This is a genomic window from Zunongwangia sp. L-65 (assembly GCF_056859415.1).
The window spans coordinates 1-18,087 of the sequence record NZ_JBSXOK010000014.1; the positions used below are offsets into that span (position 1 = coordinate 1).

The 18,087-nt window shown below is 36.7% G+C and carries 18 protein-coding genes; 8 read left to right on the forward strand and 10 right to left on the reverse strand.

Going from position 1 to position 18,087, the window contains the following annotated elements:
• Positions 1 to 307: 307 nt before the first annotated feature.
• Genes AC13DP_RS00290 through AC13DP_RS00300 form a run of 3 tightly spaced genes read right to left on the reverse strand, consistent with a single transcriptional unit; the run spans position 308 to position 1,148 of the window.
• Positions 308 to 571, reverse strand: coding sequence for a hypothetical protein (locus tag AC13DP_RS00290; RefSeq protein WP_483067098.1), 264 nt, complete (start codon positions 569 to 571; stop codon positions 308 to 310).
• 2 nt (positions 572 to 573) lie between these two features.
• Positions 574 to 990 (reverse strand): hypothetical protein, encoded by a 417-nt coding sequence (locus tag AC13DP_RS00295; RefSeq protein WP_483067099.1) that lies wholly within the window; start codon positions 988 to 990, stop codon positions 574 to 576.
• Entirely contained in the window at positions 966 to 1,148 is a 183-nt protein-coding gene (locus tag AC13DP_RS00300) for a hypothetical protein (RefSeq protein ID WP_483067100.1), read from the reverse strand. The genes AC13DP_RS00295 and AC13DP_RS00300 overlap by 25 nt, the downstream gene beginning before the upstream one ends.
• A gap of 851 nt (positions 1,149 to 1,999) precedes the next feature.
• Here AC13DP_RS00300 and AC13DP_RS00305 point away from each other — a divergent pair.
• Positions 2,000 to 2,389, forward strand: a complete 390-nt coding sequence (locus tag AC13DP_RS00305) for a single-stranded DNA-binding protein (RefSeq protein WP_483067101.1) — start codon at positions 2,000 to 2,002, stop codon at positions 2,387 to 2,389.
• A gap of 382 nt (positions 2,390 to 2,771) precedes the next feature.
• On the opposite strand, the gene AC13DP_RS00310 is transcribed toward AC13DP_RS00305, so the two are convergent.
• Positions 2,772 to 3,356, reverse strand: a complete 585-nt coding sequence (locus AC13DP_RS00310) for a DUF4251 domain-containing protein (RefSeq protein ID WP_483067102.1) — start codon at positions 3,354 to 3,356, stop codon at positions 2,772 to 2,774.
• 984 nt (positions 3,357 to 4,340) lie between these two features.
• Here AC13DP_RS00310 and hpf point away from each other — a divergent pair.
• Positions 4,341 to 4,640: a ribosome hibernation-promoting factor, HPF/YfiA family gene (gene hpf / locus AC13DP_RS00315; protein ID WP_013072109.1), complete on the forward strand. Its 300-nt coding sequence runs from the start codon at positions 4,341 to 4,343 to the stop codon at positions 4,638 to 4,640.
• A gap of 89 nt (positions 4,641 to 4,729) precedes the next feature.
• Here the strand turns inward: hpf and AC13DP_RS00320 are convergent, their stop codons facing one another.
• The 6 genes from AC13DP_RS00320 to AC13DP_RS00345 form a co-directional block, all read right to left on the reverse strand.
• On the reverse strand, positions 4,730 to 6,724 hold the full coding sequence (locus AC13DP_RS00320; protein WP_347406757.1) for an aconitate hydratase: 1,995 nt from the start codon (positions 6,722 to 6,724) through the stop codon (positions 4,730 to 4,732).
• Between the two features lie 286 nt (positions 6,725 to 7,010).
• Positions 7,011 to 7,730, reverse strand: a complete 720-nt coding sequence (locus AC13DP_RS00325; protein ID WP_228252100.1) for an MBL fold metallo-hydrolase — start codon at positions 7,728 to 7,730, stop codon at positions 7,011 to 7,013.
• 281 nt (positions 7,731 to 8,011) lie between these two features.
• On the reverse strand, positions 8,012 to 8,707 hold the full coding sequence (locus tag AC13DP_RS00330; protein WP_272958681.1) for a YiaD family glycine zipper/OmpA-like lipoprotein: 696 nt from the start codon (positions 8,705 to 8,707) through the stop codon (positions 8,012 to 8,014).
• A gap of 35 nt (positions 8,708 to 8,742) precedes the next feature.
• Positions 8,743 to 9,222, reverse strand: a complete 480-nt coding sequence (locus tag AC13DP_RS00335; RefSeq protein WP_013072113.1) for a lipocalin family protein — start codon at positions 9,220 to 9,222, stop codon at positions 8,743 to 8,745.
• An 86-nt stretch (positions 9,223 to 9,308) separates the two neighbouring features.
• On the reverse strand, positions 9,309 to 9,470 hold the full coding sequence (locus AC13DP_RS00340) for a DUF1328 domain-containing protein (RefSeq protein ID WP_013072114.1): 162 nt from the start codon (positions 9,468 to 9,470) through the stop codon (positions 9,309 to 9,311).
• Positions 9,471 to 9,597: 127 nt separating this feature from the next.
• Positions 9,598 to 11,595 (reverse strand): alpha-ketoacid dehydrogenase subunit alpha/beta, encoded by a 1,998-nt coding sequence (locus AC13DP_RS00345; protein ID WP_483067103.1) that lies wholly within the window; start codon positions 11,593 to 11,595, stop codon positions 9,598 to 9,600.
• A 224-nt stretch (positions 11,596 to 11,819) separates the two neighbouring features.
• Here AC13DP_RS00345 and AC13DP_RS00350 point away from each other — a divergent pair, with 224 nt between their 5' ends.
• From AC13DP_RS00350 to AC13DP_RS00375, 6 genes are all read left to right on the forward strand, one after another.
• Positions 11,820 to 12,770: an isopenicillin N synthase family dioxygenase gene (locus tag AC13DP_RS00350; RefSeq protein ID WP_347406763.1), complete on the forward strand. Its 951-nt coding sequence runs from the start codon at positions 11,820 to 11,822 to the stop codon at positions 12,768 to 12,770.
• Between the two features lie 3 nt (positions 12,771 to 12,773).
• Complete coding sequence (locus AC13DP_RS00355; RefSeq protein ID WP_339813179.1) at positions 12,774 to 13,130, forward strand: translation initiation factor; 357 nt, start codon at positions 12,774 to 12,776, stop codon at positions 13,128 to 13,130.
• A 2-nt stretch (positions 13,131 to 13,132) separates the two neighbouring features.
• Positions 13,133 to 14,065, forward strand: coding sequence for a DUF1835 domain-containing protein (locus AC13DP_RS00360; protein ID WP_013072118.1), 933 nt, complete (start codon positions 13,133 to 13,135; stop codon positions 14,063 to 14,065).
• 1 nt (position 14,066) lies between these two features.
• A complete protein-coding gene (locus tag AC13DP_RS00365; protein WP_228252096.1) occupies positions 14,067 to 14,936 on the forward strand; it encodes a nucleoside phosphorylase in 870 nt (289 codons plus the stop codon).
• A 75-nt stretch (positions 14,937 to 15,011) separates the two neighbouring features.
• Positions 15,012 to 17,060: a polyphosphate kinase 1 gene (gene ppk1 / locus AC13DP_RS00370; protein WP_483067104.1), complete on the forward strand. Its 2,049-nt coding sequence runs from the start codon at positions 15,012 to 15,014 to the stop codon at positions 17,058 to 17,060.
• Positions 17,057 to 17,908 carry a substrate-binding domain-containing protein gene (locus AC13DP_RS00375; RefSeq protein WP_483067105.1) on the forward strand — a complete coding sequence of 284 codons (852 nt, stop codon included), beginning with the start codon at positions 17,057 to 17,059 and terminating at the stop codon, positions 17,906 to 17,908. The genes ppk1 and AC13DP_RS00375 overlap by 4 nt, the downstream gene beginning before the upstream one ends.
• Positions 17,909 to 18,087: the final 179 nt, after the last annotated feature.

An 18,087-nucleotide genomic window follows, 5' to 3' on the forward strand; every position in this document is an offset into this window, starting at 1 on the left:
TCGGTTATAAAACAGCCAAGAGAAGATTTAAAATGGAAGTAAGGAATTTAATTATTGCAATGATAGTGACCTTTTCCGGAGGAGATCCCAACAAATTATTTAAAACTTAAAGTGGCCGGAATTTCTTCCGACCACTAGTGCCAAATCAGGGGCTTTTTTTTATGGATTGAATTAAAAGAACGACGGCAATAAAAATCATTATACTAAGTGCAATTTGTTCTAAATTCATAAAATGTTATCATTTTAAACTTTTTACAGCTGCTGGCCTGGATAGATCCGGCAACCTGCAGAAAAAATTTGTTATCAATTAATAATATTCGCTATCATCTTCATCATCTCCTAAAACATCTAAATTCCATTTAATTTGGTTATATGTTTCTTTGTATTTATTTAGCTTCCTAGAAAGTTCCGCATTTTGCAAACGCATTACTTTTTCTTTCTCTACCATTTCGGCAAAGCTTTCAATCATTTTAAGAACCGTTTTACTGTCGGTTTTTTCATCGAATAATTGTTTAGCCTTATCGAGTTCTTCTTGTTGGCGTTCTGTGAGTTTACGAATAAGAATAGCCATAATTAAAGTATTTGCATTTTTATATCTCCGTGAACATTGGAAATTTTAGCCCTTTTATTTCGGTTTTGAATTACGTATAAATCAGCCCCATTAATACCCTGTATTAAGCTTTTAGCATCCTTAACGGCTTCCTGTATAGTATCGTATTTTTTATCGAAAAACAGGGATTTACATTGAATTTTAAAATAACTGCCGTGTTGCTCTTTTAGATAAATCCGGGGAAATTCCCCTTTATAATGTTCAACGAATATTTTTTCTTGGGTTTGTGGATGAATCCAAATTTCATCAATTCTAAAAGCGTGTTTTTTTTGAGAAAAACATATATAATCTTCACGATTACTAAGTTTATTTTCTCGCTTTAAAAGTTTAAGGCTTTCAGCATACCAAGCCGAATTTACCCCAATGTTGTAATTTTCCATAAGTTTTGATTGTGTTGATTTTGTTGGTGTGCGCTAATTATAGCCGTATGGGCTTTAATTTGCTCGTTTAGCTTCTTAATGGTGTTCGGTTGCTTTGCAAACTTTTTCCGAAGCTTACGAAGCCTTAAAACCTCTTTTTTTCTTTTATTTATTCCCATAATTCAAATTTTAAATCTTACTCGGCAATCCGGTTTGAGCCTTATTTCTTTTTTCTTTTTGTTGGCTGCAACCAGAAAAAGGAAAACCCTAAATTTTCCTTTTTGCTGTTTCAAAATGTAAAGAACTCTTACTTACTCGTGTAAACTCGGAATCGCCTATTTCTACAACCGTTAAAAATTATTATCTCGATAAGTAGCGTATAACTATGCGGGCTTAGAAAAATAGCTTTAGCGTTATTTTTCTTTGCCTGCTGAGTTTATGCCGCGTACGTTTCGAGATAATAATTTAGGTTTGTGAAAGAAATATGCGATTAAGGAGAGTTTGCACGGGTAAGCGCTAGAGTTCTCATTTTGTAACGGCAAAAGAACATGCCCCGGCTTTTCCTTTTCTGGTTGGAGCTTCCCTCAGGGCAACAAAAAATAATACTTCCTTCTTGAGTGGCCGTGAAGTATGAACGGACCACACAAGCCCCCGAAAGGGATTAAATCAGGGTCGAGTAGGATAGCAGCGTTCCCTTAATAACATACGCTGCTAAGTTTCACTTGTGCAACCTTTTTTGACTTTAATAGCTGAAAACCAACCAACTAGCGAAAAACGATTATTTCGGAAAACCAAACGCATCAACTTATTGATAATCAATACATTAACACATTATTTAAATAAAAGGTTGAACAAAGTGCATATAACCAACTGTATTACAAATACTTAAACTTTTTTTTAAGAATTTTCTTATAAAAACGCTTGTTTACTCAAAAAACATGTTAAATTTGCTGCAAGACGTTCATTGAAATATTGCAGGAAAATTTTTGAGTGCCGTTTAAAAAGTTTTGGACTTTCAAAACTTCAAAAAATGGAAAATTTATTAATATCTGGTAATATCGGTGCTGATGCCGATGTAAAACAACAATCAGAAAATCAGTTTTTAATCAGCTTTAGCTTGGCAGCTACTAAAAGATGGGTAAACCCAAAAACTGGCGAACAAGAATCACGTACTAATTGGTACACGGTTTTTAGACGAACAAAAAAGAATCCACAAAAATTGATTGATTTATTAAAAAAAGGGCATAAAGTCTTAGTTACTGGCGAACCTTCATATAATGTTAACACACATGGCAACGGTGTTAAGGTTGAAGTATTAGTTAATGCTAAGGATATTGAACTACAAACCTTTGATAAATCGGAAAATTCAGTTTCTAACGGTCAGCATTCATCAACCGACGACGATGACTTACCTTATTAGAAATTGGTTCAAACTCCTTAATTATTTGATTTACGTAATTTGTTTATTCTTGGCAGGATATTTTACACAACAAATTATTGATTTAATCTACGAATTAAGGTTTTAATCGATACGGTCAGAAATTTAGTCCTAAAAAATATTTAAAGTATTAAGCTAGGGTTTATATAATCTTATCTTTGTAACTTACCTGATATTGTATTTTCCATTGCGGTAAGCGATAAATTTGCAATTCAATGACGAAAAGACGGTTCTGCCAAGCCGTCTTTTTTAGGACTGATTTCTGACCTATAATTTATATTATGTAAAATAGAGTATTTCAAATCCTCGCCCTATTTGGATAATTGTACAGAAAGTTTTTAAATACACGCTTAATTTCGCACTACTATTCATCTTCTTTTTCGGGTAATGGCTCAAATTTACCGGTATACGATATATTATCACGTTGCGAACTATTTACCGATGTACTGGCGTTTCCATTCGAATATAACGTAATAAAGAATTGATAGTTTTCAGAATCATCATTAGCGCTAAATTCATAGCGAACATAGTCTTTATCTTTATTTTCGGTAAAGGATAATTCTTCCGGAATTCCCTTAAATTTAATCGCCCCGCGATCATTATAACCGCCGCCCATTTGCCGAACTCCAAAATACGGAAGAAAAACATCCACCGAATCTCCCTTAAACTTTATATAATTTGGATTGCCAATCAAATTGATATTACCACTATTAAAATTTGGATTGCTGATAAAAGTCACCGTATTGGCCCGTAACGGATTGGCCCATTGGTTTTCGATTTCAAATTCTTTTTGTTGAGCGAATTGGCTAAGCTCCTCGAAATTATGAATATCCTTCACGGTATAGTTCGCCGCACCACAACCAAAAAGCGCTACCGCAATCAGCAAGACCAGAAAATATCTTCTGTATAGTACTAAATTGACCTTATATTGTTGGTTATCCTTCTTCATGACTATCCTGTTTTATATCAGTGCATAAGATACGAAATAGACTTTATTTTTATTCCTAAACGTTATTTATTAATTAGACATGGACTATTATTTTGAATGTTGAATTTTGAATGACTTTATACCGTCTACAGTAAACTGTATAATGTATATTGAAAACATACTACTTTTAAACCTTCGACTTTCTAACTTTTTACTCAAAACAGACTTCTCGATACATCAAATTTTTCCATTGCTTTCCAAAATTTGATACTCGAAGTGACCATTATTGAACTTTTTTGAATGTTGAATGTTGAATGACTTTTCACCGTACAAAAACTTTTGAACCTTTAACCTTGAACTTTTGAACTTAAATTGTTGATTGAGATTTCTCCATTCCGCTGCGCTTCAGTCGAAATGACAGCGGAGGTATTTGTGTTTAGAGTATAGAGAAGAGACAATAAACTATTATTTTGAATTTTAAATGTTAAATTTTGAATGACTGTTCATGTACAATAACTTTTGAACCTTGAACCTTGAACCTTGAACCTTGAACCTTGAACTTTTGAACTTTCAACTTTCAAACTTTTTACTCAAAAACAGACTTCTCGATACATCAAATTTTTCCATTGCTTTCCAAAATTTGATACTCGAAGTGACCATGATGGAACTTTTTTGAATTTGGAATGACCGTTCACAATACAACAACTTTTAAACTTTAAACTTTTCTACTTTCTACTTTCTTAAATGGTCTTAACAGCGGTTTTCTAGTATAAATTAATTGTTTTAAAGCTTTATACCCTATAATTTTAGGGGTTATAGCTATCAATTAAGCATAAATTTATTTTTGAACCCTTAATTTTACAGCTTAACGTAACAAAAATATTATGTAATCAATAAACAAGCCTATCGTTTTTTAAATCTATCTTAATTGTTTCTAAAAGAAGCCATAAAAACTTGTCTAAATACCGATTATTAGCGTTCTTAGGCTCATAAAAAAAAACTTTTATGGAAACGATTTATCAATTTGTTGCTTTAAGTAAAAGCGAGCGTTTACAGAGTTTCGTTAATGAAAAACTCGAGAAAATAGAGCGTAAATATGACTTCATTACCCGGGCAGAAGTTCATTTTAAAAGAAATCATGCCGATGATGAAAATGGATTTATATGTAACATCAAAGTGAGTGTACCTGGACCACAGCTTTTTGCGGAATCCAATTCAAATTCTTTTGAAGCTGCGGCTGCCCAAACGATAAAAGATCTGGACAAGCAATTAGATAAGAAAAAAGGACAAATGCAAACGCATTAATTTTATTTCCCAAACACACACAAGCTAATACTAAAAAACCCTTTCAAACTATTTTGAAAGGGTTTTTTTGGGACTATATTCAAGATCTATTAGGCTTCTTCCTGAACTTGTTCATCTTTAAGACGCTGCTTAAATTCATTGATAATACCGCCTTTTAGTAATATATTTATTTGTCGGTCACTTAAGGTATGCTTGGTTTCAAATGTTACACTGTCCCCATTTTCTTTCTTCACATGTACCTTAATGCTATTTCGTTTTTCGACATCTTCTCTTAGATTTTTAAAACTAACACGGTCTCCCTGTTCAATTTTATCGTAATCTGATTCGTCGATAAACTCTAAAGGTAAGATCCCGAAGTTTACCAGGTTCTGCCAGGCAATCCTTGCATAACTATTAGCGATTACGGCATGTTGTCCTAAATATTTAGGCGCAATGGCAGCATGTTCACGGCTGGAACCCTGCGCATAGTTATCTTTGGCAACAACGATATGGCCTCCCTCCTTTTCCTTAGCGTCCATAGCACGATCATAAAAACTTTCATCGATGACGGTATAGGAGAATTTGCTGATTTCCGGTAGGTTACTTCTAAAAGGTAAAACTTCTGCCCCTGCTTTTAAAATCTCATCGGTAGAAATATTATCGCCCATTTTTAATAATACGGGAACATTGATTTCATCAGCCAAAGGCTCGATAGTGGGTAGGGATTTGATGTTAGGACCTTTTTCTAATTTTACTTCCTCTCCGTCTTCAGCCGGTGGGACTAACATATCTTCATTGATAATTTCTATTTCGGGAGCTTCATATTTAGGATATTCCATATCAAAAATTTTCGCCAGATCCCGAGGGTCGGTTATTTCTCCGGTTAGTGCTGAAGCTGCCGCGGTTTCGGGGCTTACTAAATGTACCTGATCATCTTTGGTACCACTACGATCCGGAAAGTTTCTAGGCATGGTTCTTAAACTAATGGTTCCGGAGGCCGGAGCCTGTCCCATTCCTATACATCCCATACAACCTGATTGGTGAAAACGAGCTCCTGCTTTAATCAAATTGGCAAAAGCACGGTTATCGATCATATTCTGAATAATTTGCCTCGAGGTTGGATTGATATCTAATGACACATCGGAATTCACCGATTTATCCTTTACAATAGCTCCTGCGATCCAAAAATCGCGAAGTCCCGGATTTGCTGAGGATCCGATAACTACCTGACTGATTTTTTTTCCGGCAACTTCTTTAATTGGTACGACGTTCCCCGGACTTGTTGGTAATGCGATTAACGGAATTAACTCGCTTAAGTTAATCTCGTCGTGTAAATCGTATTCACAACCTTCATCAGGTAATAATTCTGTCCAATCTTCTTCTCTTTGTTGTGCCTTTAAGAATTTCTTAGTTTCCTGATCACTAGGGAAAACAGTGGTTGTTGCTCCAAGTTCTGCACCCATATTAGCAATAACGTGACGATCCATCGCACTAAGGCTATCCAGGCCAGGGCCATAATATTCTATAATTTTTCCTACTCCTCCTTTTACATCATAACGGCGAAGCATCTCTAAAATCACATCTTTAGCACTTACCCAATCTGGTAAAGTACCGGTAAGTTTTACGCCCATTACTTGTGGCATTTTTACATAATACGGTTGTCCTGCAATGGCCGCTGCAACGTCCAGTCCGCCGGTACCAATGGCTAACATTCCTAACGAGCCTGCTGCCGGGGTGTGACTATCTGAACCTACCAGGGTTTTACCCGGCTTACCAAATCGTTCCATATGAACGGGGTGGCTTACTCCGTTTCCCGGCCGACTAAACCAAAGTCCAAATTTTCTTGCGGCAGAAAGTAAGAATTTGTGATCGTCTGCGTTTTTAAAATCGGTTTGTAAAAGGTTGTGATCTACATACTGCACCGCAACTTCGGTCTGGGCTTTTTTAAGTCCCATAGCCTCAAGTTCTAATTGTACCAGCGTACCGGTGGCATCCTGTAGTAAGGCCTGATCGATCTTAATACCAATTTCTTTTCCCGGGGTCATCATATCTCCTTCAAGAAGATGATCTTTAATAAGTTTTTGAGTGACGTTTAATTTTGACATAGTTGGTTTCTTTTATCCATCAAATTAAGAATTACAGGGCTAATAAAAGAGCTCTTTAACAATAAGTTATATCCAAATACCTCAATTTTCGCATAGTTTTTAGAAATACTGTTCCTTCCTAAATTTGCTGACGGATGATTTCTTAAATTTCATAACATAATGAAGACTGCTCGATTAATTACTGGTGTCTTCTCCCGGCTTTATCAGGATCCAAAAAAATACCCTGTAATGTTCGAAATTGAACTATTACAGGGTACTACTCTCCTATATGTCGGAGCGATTTATATTATTTGGTTCGGCTTAAACCATTCAGGATATCGATTTGCTGTCCTTCATCTATATTAAAGGCCGGTTTTCCTTTTCTAGGGAAGAAATATGTGAATTCTTCTGCAAACGCGTTCCAGCTTTCGGCCAGTCCAAAATCGTCATTTTCCCGTTTCATTTCTGGACGCTTAAAGGTATTTAAATCAGAATCATAATTAGATCCTACCGCATCGTCTCCTGGAAATACCATGCCGTCATTAATTTCAGAATATACTAAAACAGAGGCTCCTCCATTACCCGGAAGATCGATCACTTTAATCGCAAAATGTTTTAGATCGTTAGCCTGGGTGGTGATATCTTTTGTTTTAAAGTCGTCTTTAAAATTATTTCTTGGATGCGCATAAATCGGTGCTCCGTTAGCATCTTCAGAAATTGTTTTTAAATCGGCATAAGCATCCTCTAATATACCATCGCAGGTAATCAGGATTCCTTTAATCTGGTAACCGTCATTTACCAGTTTTTTTACGGCAGCTTTGGTTTCTTCTTCAACTACATCAATAAGGATAATATCTCTACGGTTAATATGTCTGATGGCATAGCCCTGATTAAAGACTCCATCTTTTTCTTTTCCTTTAATCAAAAAAGTATCCGGAATTAATTTTAGAAATTTTCCGGTTTCTCCTTGCTGAATATACTCTGCCGATTGGCTTTGCAATACCTCCACTTTATCTACAGTCTTCATATAAATTGATTTTTTTATTAGCTTGTTTGAAGGTACAAAGGCATTTATCTTTTTACAAGGCTGTTTAGAGGGGTTTAACTCGTATTTAGGAATCTGTTAACGCCCGCTCTACTTCATCTCTACTTCATGTTCTATTTTTATAAATCAACAAAGCCACTCTTATCGATTATTAAGAGTGGCTTTGCTTATAGTTACTATCTGGCAATGTTCGATCTACACTTTTTCAACACCTTCTTCTATAGAGCATTGAAAAGGTAGCAGCGAACTTCACTTCATTGCTCTTAATTTTCAGAAGTTTTTTGCTCTGCTTCTTGTTTTAAATCTTCGTTGGCAACAATAGCGATTTCTACTCTTCTATTTTTAGAACGCCCTTCAGCAGTAGAGTTATCATACTTTGGTTGAGCTTCACCATACCATTTGGTATCGAACCTGCTGGCAGCAATACCATGATCGGTTAAAAAGCTAGTTACCGCCTGAGCTCTGTTTTTAGAAAGGGTAAGGTTATAACTTTCACTACCGGTATTATCGGTATGCCCTTCAACTAAAATATTAGTATCTGGATATTCTTTAAAGATATTAGCCAGTTTATTTAAGGTCTCTTCTGATTTTGCATTGATATTATATTTTTCGGTAGCAAAATAAACACCACTATTTTCATCGAAAGTCACATTAATTCCTTCCCCTACACGTTCAACTTCAGCTCCGGGAACTTCAGTCTCTATTTTTTTGGCTTGCTTATCCATTCTATTCCCGATGTACGCACCGGCAGCACCACCAACAACACCTCCAATAATTGCTCCTAAAGCAGAGTTTCCATCACCGGTATTATTACCAATTACCCCGCCAATAGCTGCACCACCTGCAGATCCTATAACGGCTCCTTTTTGTTTATTATTTGCGTTTTGGATCGCATCACAGCTTACCAGTACACTAGCGGCAAAAAATACGGCCACGATTTTATTTATTGTCTTTTTCATCATTTTAATTATTTAATATTCAATTTTTTAAAATCTTATTTAGTAAACATCATTCTAATTACAAATGGAGATCCTTCTAAGGTCACGGTTTGTTCCCACACCATGGAAGTGCCGGTAAGGCTTACCAGATTTAACCTGAATCCCTGGTTACCATTGGTAGATTTGTACTTTTCGTTTACGGGTTTTAGCAGAAAGTCATACATTCCCTGCGGTGTATTTTCCTCGTCGATAGACCATATATAATAACGGGGACCTCCTACACAGTTAGGACCAGAAATTTCGTAAGTCCCTCTATTATTATTGGATACAAAATCCCAGGTACTTCCTTCAAAACAACTGGCAGAAGCATCATTAAATAGCGTTACATCAAATGTCCCAGTGTTGTTAGGATAAGTAATGTTGGTAAGCGTCCAGGTTCCATCAAACGTCTTTCTTGCTTCTTTGGCTACTTTACTTGGCCCGCCACAAGACACTAATAAAATAAGTAGTGCTGTAATTGAAATTACTTTCTTCATAGTAGTAGTTTTTATAAATAAAAAAACCAATGCAGCGCAACATGTTTTTGAGGTCTACATTGGATAAATTTTCGTTGCTGCTTCGATTATCGTCTAAACAGTCTGCTTAATAATGAAATAACCAGTAAAACGATAAAGATGTAGAAAATGATCTTAGCGATCTCTGTTGCTCCGGAAGCGATCCCTCCAAATCCAAAAATTGCGGCTACAATAGCAATGATTAGGAAAATTACAATTAAACGTATCATAATAGATTTTTTTGATTAGCTATGCCTAAATTAGCGCAGGGATTCAGTGCAGACAAAAGATTATTAATACTTTAACAGAGGTGTTGTTAACAATTCTTAATTACATGACTCGAAAAAGCAATAGTTATTAATATTCTATTAATTCTTTTAGTTTTTGTTGAAATTTTTGGTAGGGTAAATAACCGCTTTCCAAGGCAGGAGAAAAAGGAATTGGTGTTTCCAGACTGCCCAGTCTCATTACAGGAGCATCTAAAAACTCGAAACAATTTTCACTAATTTGGGCGGCAATTTCTGAAGCCATACTGCCAAACAACGAATCTTCTATTACGATAATTACTCTTCCCGTCTTTTTTACGGAAGTGAAAATGGTCTCCTTATCTAAAGGCTGAAGGCTTCTTAGATCAATAACTTCAGTATCTTCTATATTTTCTTTTTCTATAATTTTCAATATTTCCTGTAAGGCAGCACCATAACTGATAATCGTTAATCTTATTCCTGGTCTTACGATAGCTGCCTTCCCTATTTCAACTTCATATTCCCCCATAGCAACAGGTTCTTTCTGCGTTCGGTACAACGCTTTATGCTCAAAATATAACACAGGATTAGGATCGTTAATGGCAGCTAGCAATAAACCTTTAGCATCACTGGCATTTGAGGGATAAACTACTTTTAATCCCGGTACCTTTGTAAACCAGGCCTCGTTAGACTGACTATGAAACGGCCCTGCTCCTACACCGGCCCCACAGGGCATCCTAATCACTACATCGGCATTTTGTCCCCATCGATAATACTGCTTGGCTATATAATTTACGATAGGATTAAAGCCTGAACTTACAAAATCGGCAAACTGCATTTCTACGACCGCTTTCATTCCAACAATTGAGAGCCCCGCAGCTACTTCTATAATCCCGCTTTCACAAATAGGAGTATTTCTTACGCGATGTTTACCAAACTCCTCTAAGAATCCAGATGTTATTTTAAAAACACCACCATACTCGGCAATATCCTGCCCCATTAAAACCAGGTTGGGATGTTGGCGCATGCCTATTTTTAAAGCATCGCTTACCGCATCTATAAATCGTATTTCTTGTTTTTCTGATGAAATTTCAAGTGTCTGATTATATGATTTTTGAAATACCTCATTTAACTCGGTACTTTCAGTGAAAACAGGATGGTTATCATTCGCTGCAATACTCAGGTGCTCTTCTATTTCCTGTGTAATTTCCCATTTGATATGTGCTGCCCATTCGTTGTTTAAAATTCCGCGTTCCAGTAAATGCTTTTCATAGCATAGCACGGGATCTTTTTCTCCCCAATGCGCTAAAAGGCTGTCTGGAACATAGGCAGTACCGCTGGCTTCCTCGTGCCCACGCATTCTAAAGGTTTTAAACTCAATCAATACGGGACGCGGGTTTTCACGAATATCACTGGCGATTTCAGATATTTTCGAGTAGACTTCCAACAGGTTATTTCCGTCGATTATATGGGATTCCATACCATAGCCTTTAGCACGATCGGCCAAATGTTCACAGTGATATTGCTCATTTGTAGGAGTTGATAAACCGTAGCCGTTATTTTCGATGCAAAACAAAACCGGTAAGGCCCAGACGGAAGCAATGTTTAGTGCTTCATGAAAATCACCTTCACTGGTGCCCCCTTCTCCGGTGAACACCGCTGTTAGTCTTTTTTCGTTTCTTAATTTATGGGCAAGGGCAATACCGTCTGCAACACCTAGTTGCGGCCCTAAATGGGAGATCATCCCGATAATTTTGTATTCTTGCGTTCCAAAATGGAAACTGCGATCCCTGCCTTTTGTAAAACCATTCATTTTTCCCTGCCACTGCGAGAACAGGCGATGTAATGGGATATTTCTGGTTGTAAAAACTCCCAGATTGCGGTGCATGGGCAGGATATATTCTTCTTCCTGCAACGCAGCAGTTAATCCAACCGAAATGGCTTCCTGTCCTATACCGGCAAACCATTTGCTTATTTTCCCCTGCCGTAGTAGAATAAGCATCTTTTCTTCTACCAGACGAGGTTTTAAAAGCTTTTTGTATAAGTCGATTAAAAATTCTTGAGAATAGGCTTCTGAGGCAAAAAACATTTCTGTTGAAGGATGATCCATAGCTACAAGTCTAGTTATATTCAAATGTAAAGAAATAGAAAATGAAGCGTCTATGGATTTTAGAAAAAACACGATTTTTTTACCTGTTTATTCCGTTTAAAATATGTAATTTTAAGACTGCCATCTACGGCTGCATTTGTTAGCTAAGTATTAAATCCTGTTGAAATTGGCCTTTTTTCATTAAGTTTGTGTGCTTTATCAATAAAAAAAGAGATTAAATGGCAATGACGAATATACCTAGTGTTGATCTTGCAGATTTTGTATCTGATGATCCTGCAAGAAAGCAAAAGTTTGTTGATGAAATAGGGAAAGCTTACGAAGAAATAGGTTTTTTAGCGCTTAAAAATCATTTTTTAAGTGATGATCTGGTGGAAGAATTATACAAAGAGGTTAAAGCTTTTTTTAACTTACCGGTAGAAACCAAACAGCAATACGAAATAGAAGGCCTGGCCGGACAACGCGGTTATATTTCCTTTGGGAAGGAACATGCCAAAGGAAAAAAAGAAGGGGATTTAAAAGAATTCTGGCATTTTGGGCAGGAACCCGCTGAAGATGCTAATCTAAAAGAAGAATACCCGGAAAATGTACAGGTAAAAGAGCTTAAGGATTTTAATCATGTGGGGATGGAAGCCTATCGCATGCTTGAAAAAACCGGGATTTACGTATTACGTGCATTAGCCTTGTATATTGGTCTGGAAGAAACTTATTTTGACCACTGGGCCAGTAACGGGAACTCTATTCTAAGACCTATCCACTACCCTCCTATTACCGAGGAGCCTAAGGGAGCCGTACGTGCCGGTGCCCATGGTGATATTAATTTAATCACTTTGCTAATGGGAGCGTCAACCGGAGGTTTACAGGTGCTTAGGAAAGATGGTGAATGGATCGATGCGGTACCCGGTGAAGACGAACTGGTGATTAATGTTGGAGATATGCTTGAACGACATACCAATAATAAATTGCGCTCTACGATTCACCGCGTGATTAACCCACCTAAGGAGCAATGGAGTGAACCTCGTTATTCTATTCCTTTCTTTATGCATCCTCGTAGTGAAATGCCTTTAGATTGTTTAGAAGAATGTATAGATGAAGAACATCCAAAACATTACGAAGATATTACTGCCGGTGAATTTTTACACCAGCGACTTGTGGAAATTGGATTATTGAAAAAGTAATTTATGGCTAAAAAGAAATTAGGACTAGAGGACTTAGGCGGATTTGTTTTTTCTACGAATAATGATTTTGATGAAAGTGAGTATGTAGAAAACGAACAGGAACAAAACCTAAAACCAAAAGACCAACGACTGGAAGCTCATTTTAGTAATAAAGGCCGCGGTGGTAAAACCGTGACCATAGTAAAAGGATTTGTTGGCCCCGATGAAGATTTGATCGCATTGGGGAAACTTTTAAAGAAAAAATGCGGTGTTGGCGGCTCTACCAAAGATGGTGAAATCATCATACAGGGGGACGATCGCGAAAAAGTGATGCAAATCCTGCAAAAAGAAGGATATAATGTAAAACGCGTTGGCGGATAATTTTGGAAAAAAAACCTTTACATATAATTAATGGCGATAGCCTCGCAGAAAGCGTGGCAGAGCTGGATTTACCGGGCCAACAGATCGTTTGGCGTGAAATGCTTTGTGAAGGTCCTGCAGTACAGGAAGTCGGATCGGCCGAATTTATAAAAATAAGAAAGAAATTTCTTCAAAATTTTTATGGAATTTCTGCGGAAGACTACCAGCATGAATTTGTTTCAGAATTAAAAAAACTCAAAAAGATCGAAGACTATGATCATATTATTTTATGGTTTGAATTCGATCTTTTTTGCCATATAAACGTATTGGCTACGATTAGCTATCTTACCGAGCATAAAAAAGAGGTACCGTTTTACCTTGTTTGCAGCAAGAAATTAAAAGGTGACGAAAAACTCACCCCTCTTTCTCAATTATCAGGAAAGCAACTTTTAAATCATTATAACAATAAAATTTTACTGGTAGAGAACGATTTGGAAGTAGCGAATCTTATGTGGGAACTGTATTGTAGTAACAACCCGATACTGTTAAAACGCCAGATAAAAACCAATACCAATTTCGAGTATCTTTCCAGTTGTATCAGGGCGCATATCGAGCGCTTTCCTAACAGTATCACTGGCATCAATTCTTTAGAACGAAATATCCTTCGTTTAATTAGGGAACGAAACATCAATAATTATACGCAACTTATGGGATATGCCCTGGAGTATCAGGGGTATTATGGCTATAGCGATGTACAGATGAGACGTATACTGGAGAAGCTGTCTATTTTTTATGCCGCTGAAGGACAAAAAGTAAAACTTACCGAAAAAGGTCATTTAGTGCTGGACGGTAAGAAAAATTTTTATCGGGAATTAAAGAATGATGATGTTTTTGGAGGAGCCAAAATGTATGATTTTCTTTATGATCCTGAAGTACATCAATTATTAAAATTATAACATGCCCTTAAAAGCTTCTGAATTTATTCTGAACGAAGATGGTAGCATCTATCATTTAAATTTGCGCCCAGAACATTTAGCCGATACGATTATTACCGTTGGTGATCCCGATCGTGTAGCTAAGGTTACCGAACATTTTGACGATATAGAATTCAGCATTAAAAAAAGGGAATTTCATACTCAGACCGGGAGCTATCGCGGTAAACGTATTAGTGTAATTTCTACCGGAATTGGAACTGATAATATCGATATTGTTTTTAATGAGCTTGATGCCTTAGTGAATATTGATTTTGAAAAAAAAGAGGTCAAAAAACAACTAAAATCGCTAGATATTATAAGAATTGGAACAACCGGTAGCATCCAGGCCGAAATTCCGATAGATACTTTCCTTTTAAGCGAAAAAGCTATTGGCTTTGATGGATTACTTCACTTTTATCAAAGTGAGGAGATAATAGATAATCATTTTTCCGAAGCCTTTATAAAACATATGGATTGGTTCCCAAAAAAAGCACATCCGTATGTTGTTGACAATAGTAAAAAATTACAGAAGCTATTAGATGCTGAAGATATTTTTAAAGGGATTACGGCGACAAATATCGGTTTTTATGGCCCGCAGGGACGCTCACTGCGTCTTGGTTTACAGGATGATCAAATGAATGCTAAACTGGCGACCTTCAATTATCATGATCAAAAAATCACGAATCTTGAAATGGAAACCTCTGGCATTTACGGTATGTCCAAACTGCTGGGACATAATGCTGTTTCTATGAATGTGATTCTGGCCAATCGTGCCACAGGAGAATTTAGCACGACGCCACAAAAAACCATGGAGAAACTTATTGGCTACTGCCTGGATAAACTAACTTCCTGAGCCTTATTTAACAGAAAATTAGAATACGAACAAAAGTCAACTTTGTATTTTTGGTTAAACACAAGCGAACTAGAAATGCAACAACCCACCGAAGATCGATTTAGACATCGGGACCTTAATTGGCTATATTTTAATGAAAGAGTTCTACAGGAAGCAGAAGATAAATTAAACCCACTTTTTGAACGTATAAAATTTCTCGCCATATTTTCCTCAAATCTGGATGAGTATTTTAGAGTGCGGGTATCTCAGCTTCGCCAAATGAAGCGTGTAGAAAAAAGTATTCGTAAAAAGCTGGCTTTAAAGCCAAACCGACTTACCAAACAAATTTTAAAGGAAGTAAAAGAACAGCAGGATCGTTTTGGTGCTATCTATACCATGCAAATTCTACCCGAGCTTGCTGCAAATAATATTCATATTGTAGATTCCGAACATTTTACGAAAGAACAACAGGATTTTACCAACACCTATTTTACAGATCATGTAAAAAAACATCTGGAAATTAAAAAAGTAGATCTTTCTAAAGAAAATGATCTTTTTCTAGATAACGCCATGATTTATTTTTTAATCACTTTCGATAATGAAAACGAATTGGGTGTGGTCAATATTCCGGTAGATCAGTGTGGTCGTTTTGTTTATTTTGAACATGGTAAAAATATGCTTACCTATTTAGATGAAATCGTGCGGAGTGAGCTTCCCTGTTTATTTCCCAAAGATAATATTACCGGCATCTACGAAATAAAGTTAAGTCGGGATGCTGAGCTTTATATCGAAGATCAATACGAAGGCGTGCTGGCCGAGAAGATCTATGAAAGTTTAAAACAGCGTACAGATGGCCAGCCTACCCGCCTGCTTTATGATGCCGCTATGCCCAAAGCGGTACAGAAGAAACTAAGACACCTGCTGCATTTAGGAAAAATAGATATGATGCCGGGAGGTAAATATCATAACTTCAAAGATTTTTTATCGCTAAAAGATCCCACCAATAACCCAGAACTTCATTTTGGTGAACATCCTCCCATAGCGCATAAAATCTTAGAAAATTCGACTGATTATTTTAAGAGTATAAAAGAAAAAGATCAGTTAGTTCATTTTCCTTATATGTCATTTCAATACGTTGAGCGCTTTTTGGATCAGGCAGTAAAGGATGATCATGTGACCCACATTAAAATATCACTTTACAGGGTAGCTGATAATTCTCCATTAACCAGCAGTTTACTGGAAGCCCTGGAAAAAGGAAAAGAGGTCACTGTATTTGTAGAAGCAAAAGCCCGTTTTGATGAAGAAAATAATATCATCTGGGGAAGAAAATTTGAAGAAAAAGGAGCGAATGTCATTTACAGTTTTCCAAAAATTAAGGTACATTCCAAGATCATGATGATTTCTAGACAGGAAGGTAAAGAAAGCGTAAACTATTCGTATATCGGTACCGGTAATTTTAACAGCGATACTTCAAAAATTTATTGTGACCATGCCCTTTTTACCGCTAACCCCAAACTAACCAAAGAAATGGCCAGGCTTTTTATGGTATTAGAGGGCGAACTTATCGTACCAAGAGAAAAGCATCTTTTAATATCCCCATTTTCAACTCGGCAAAAATTTACCACCTTGATCTATAATGAGATCGAAAATGCGCGAATGGGGAAAAAAGCAAAAATCACTGCTAAAATGAATAGCCTGGAAGATTATGAAATTATAGATCTTCTTTATAAAGCCAGTAAAGCGGGGGTAGAAATACGACTTTTAGTACGCGGATTCACATGTTTGGTTCCCGGAGTTGAAGGTTTAAGCGAAAATATTTATATTACGAGTGTTGTTGACCGTTATTTAGAGCATGGCAGAATTTATCTTTTTGAAAATGATGGCGATGAATTGATGTTTTTTGGAAGTGCCGACTGGATGAACCGAAATCTCGATCGCCGGATTGAGGTAGTAACCCCTATTTATGATAGGGACATTTTTGAAGAATTAAAAGATATTCTCACCATTCAGTTAAGTGATAATGTAAAAGCCAGAATTCAGGATGCCGGAGAAACCAACCAGTATGTAAAACCTGGAAAAGATGAGCATAAGAACAGGTCGCAATATGCAATCTATGATTACCTCAAACAAAAACATAATATATGAAAACTCTAAAAGTAGGCGGAGTCCCAGAACATTTTAACCTTCCGTGGCATTTGTGCATTGAAAATGATGAATTTAAAAATCAGGATATCAATGTGATCTGGAAAGATTTTCCGGATGGTACCGGAGCAATGACAAGGGCGCTGCGAAATGGTGAGATAGATGTGGCCGTACTACTTACCGAGGGTGCCGTAAAAGATATTATTTCTGGAAACGAAGCTAGAATTGTACAGTCTTATATTGCATCTTCGCTTATTTGGGGGATCCATGTAGATGCCGGATCTGATTATCAAAGTATCGAAGATTTAGCTGGTAAAAAAGTAGCGATTAGCCGGGTTGGCTCGGGTTCGCAATTAATGGCTTATGTAAATGCGCAAAATCAGGCCTGGGATCCTTCCAAGCTGGAATTCGAAATTGTCGGAGATATTAACGGAGCCGTTAAAGCTTTAAAAGAAGGTCGTGCCGATTATTTTATGTGGGAGCATTTTACGACCAAACCTCTTGTAGATAATGGCACTTTTAGAAGGGTTGCAGACTGCCCTACTCCATGGCCTTGTTTTGTGATTGCCGTAAAAAATGAAATTTTAAAAATTGATTATGCTGATGTGCGCAAAATGATCGATATCGTAAATCAAAAATCTTCTGAAATTTTAAACATTCCGGGGATCGATGAAGTTTTTGCCGAGCGTTACGGACAAAAAATTGAAGATATTAGAAAGTGGATGGAAATTACAAGCTGGAGTCAGCAACAAATTACCGAAGCAGACCTGGAAGAAGTGCAGCAACAACTTTTAAAACTCGATTTAATTTCTAATACTATCGATAGTTCCTGTATTTTGTATAATCTGTAAGGTTCTAGAGTTTATGGCAAATAGTTTTTTGTTTACCGATTGACCTTGCCTGAATAAGGTTGCCTTTTTTCAAGTTAATAATTTATTTTAAATACTGGTCTTTGTTCAGTAGCTAAGCGCTGAACAAAGTTTAAAAATTCTTGTGGTTTCCTATTTTTCAGTGAACCATGTGGCCGCTC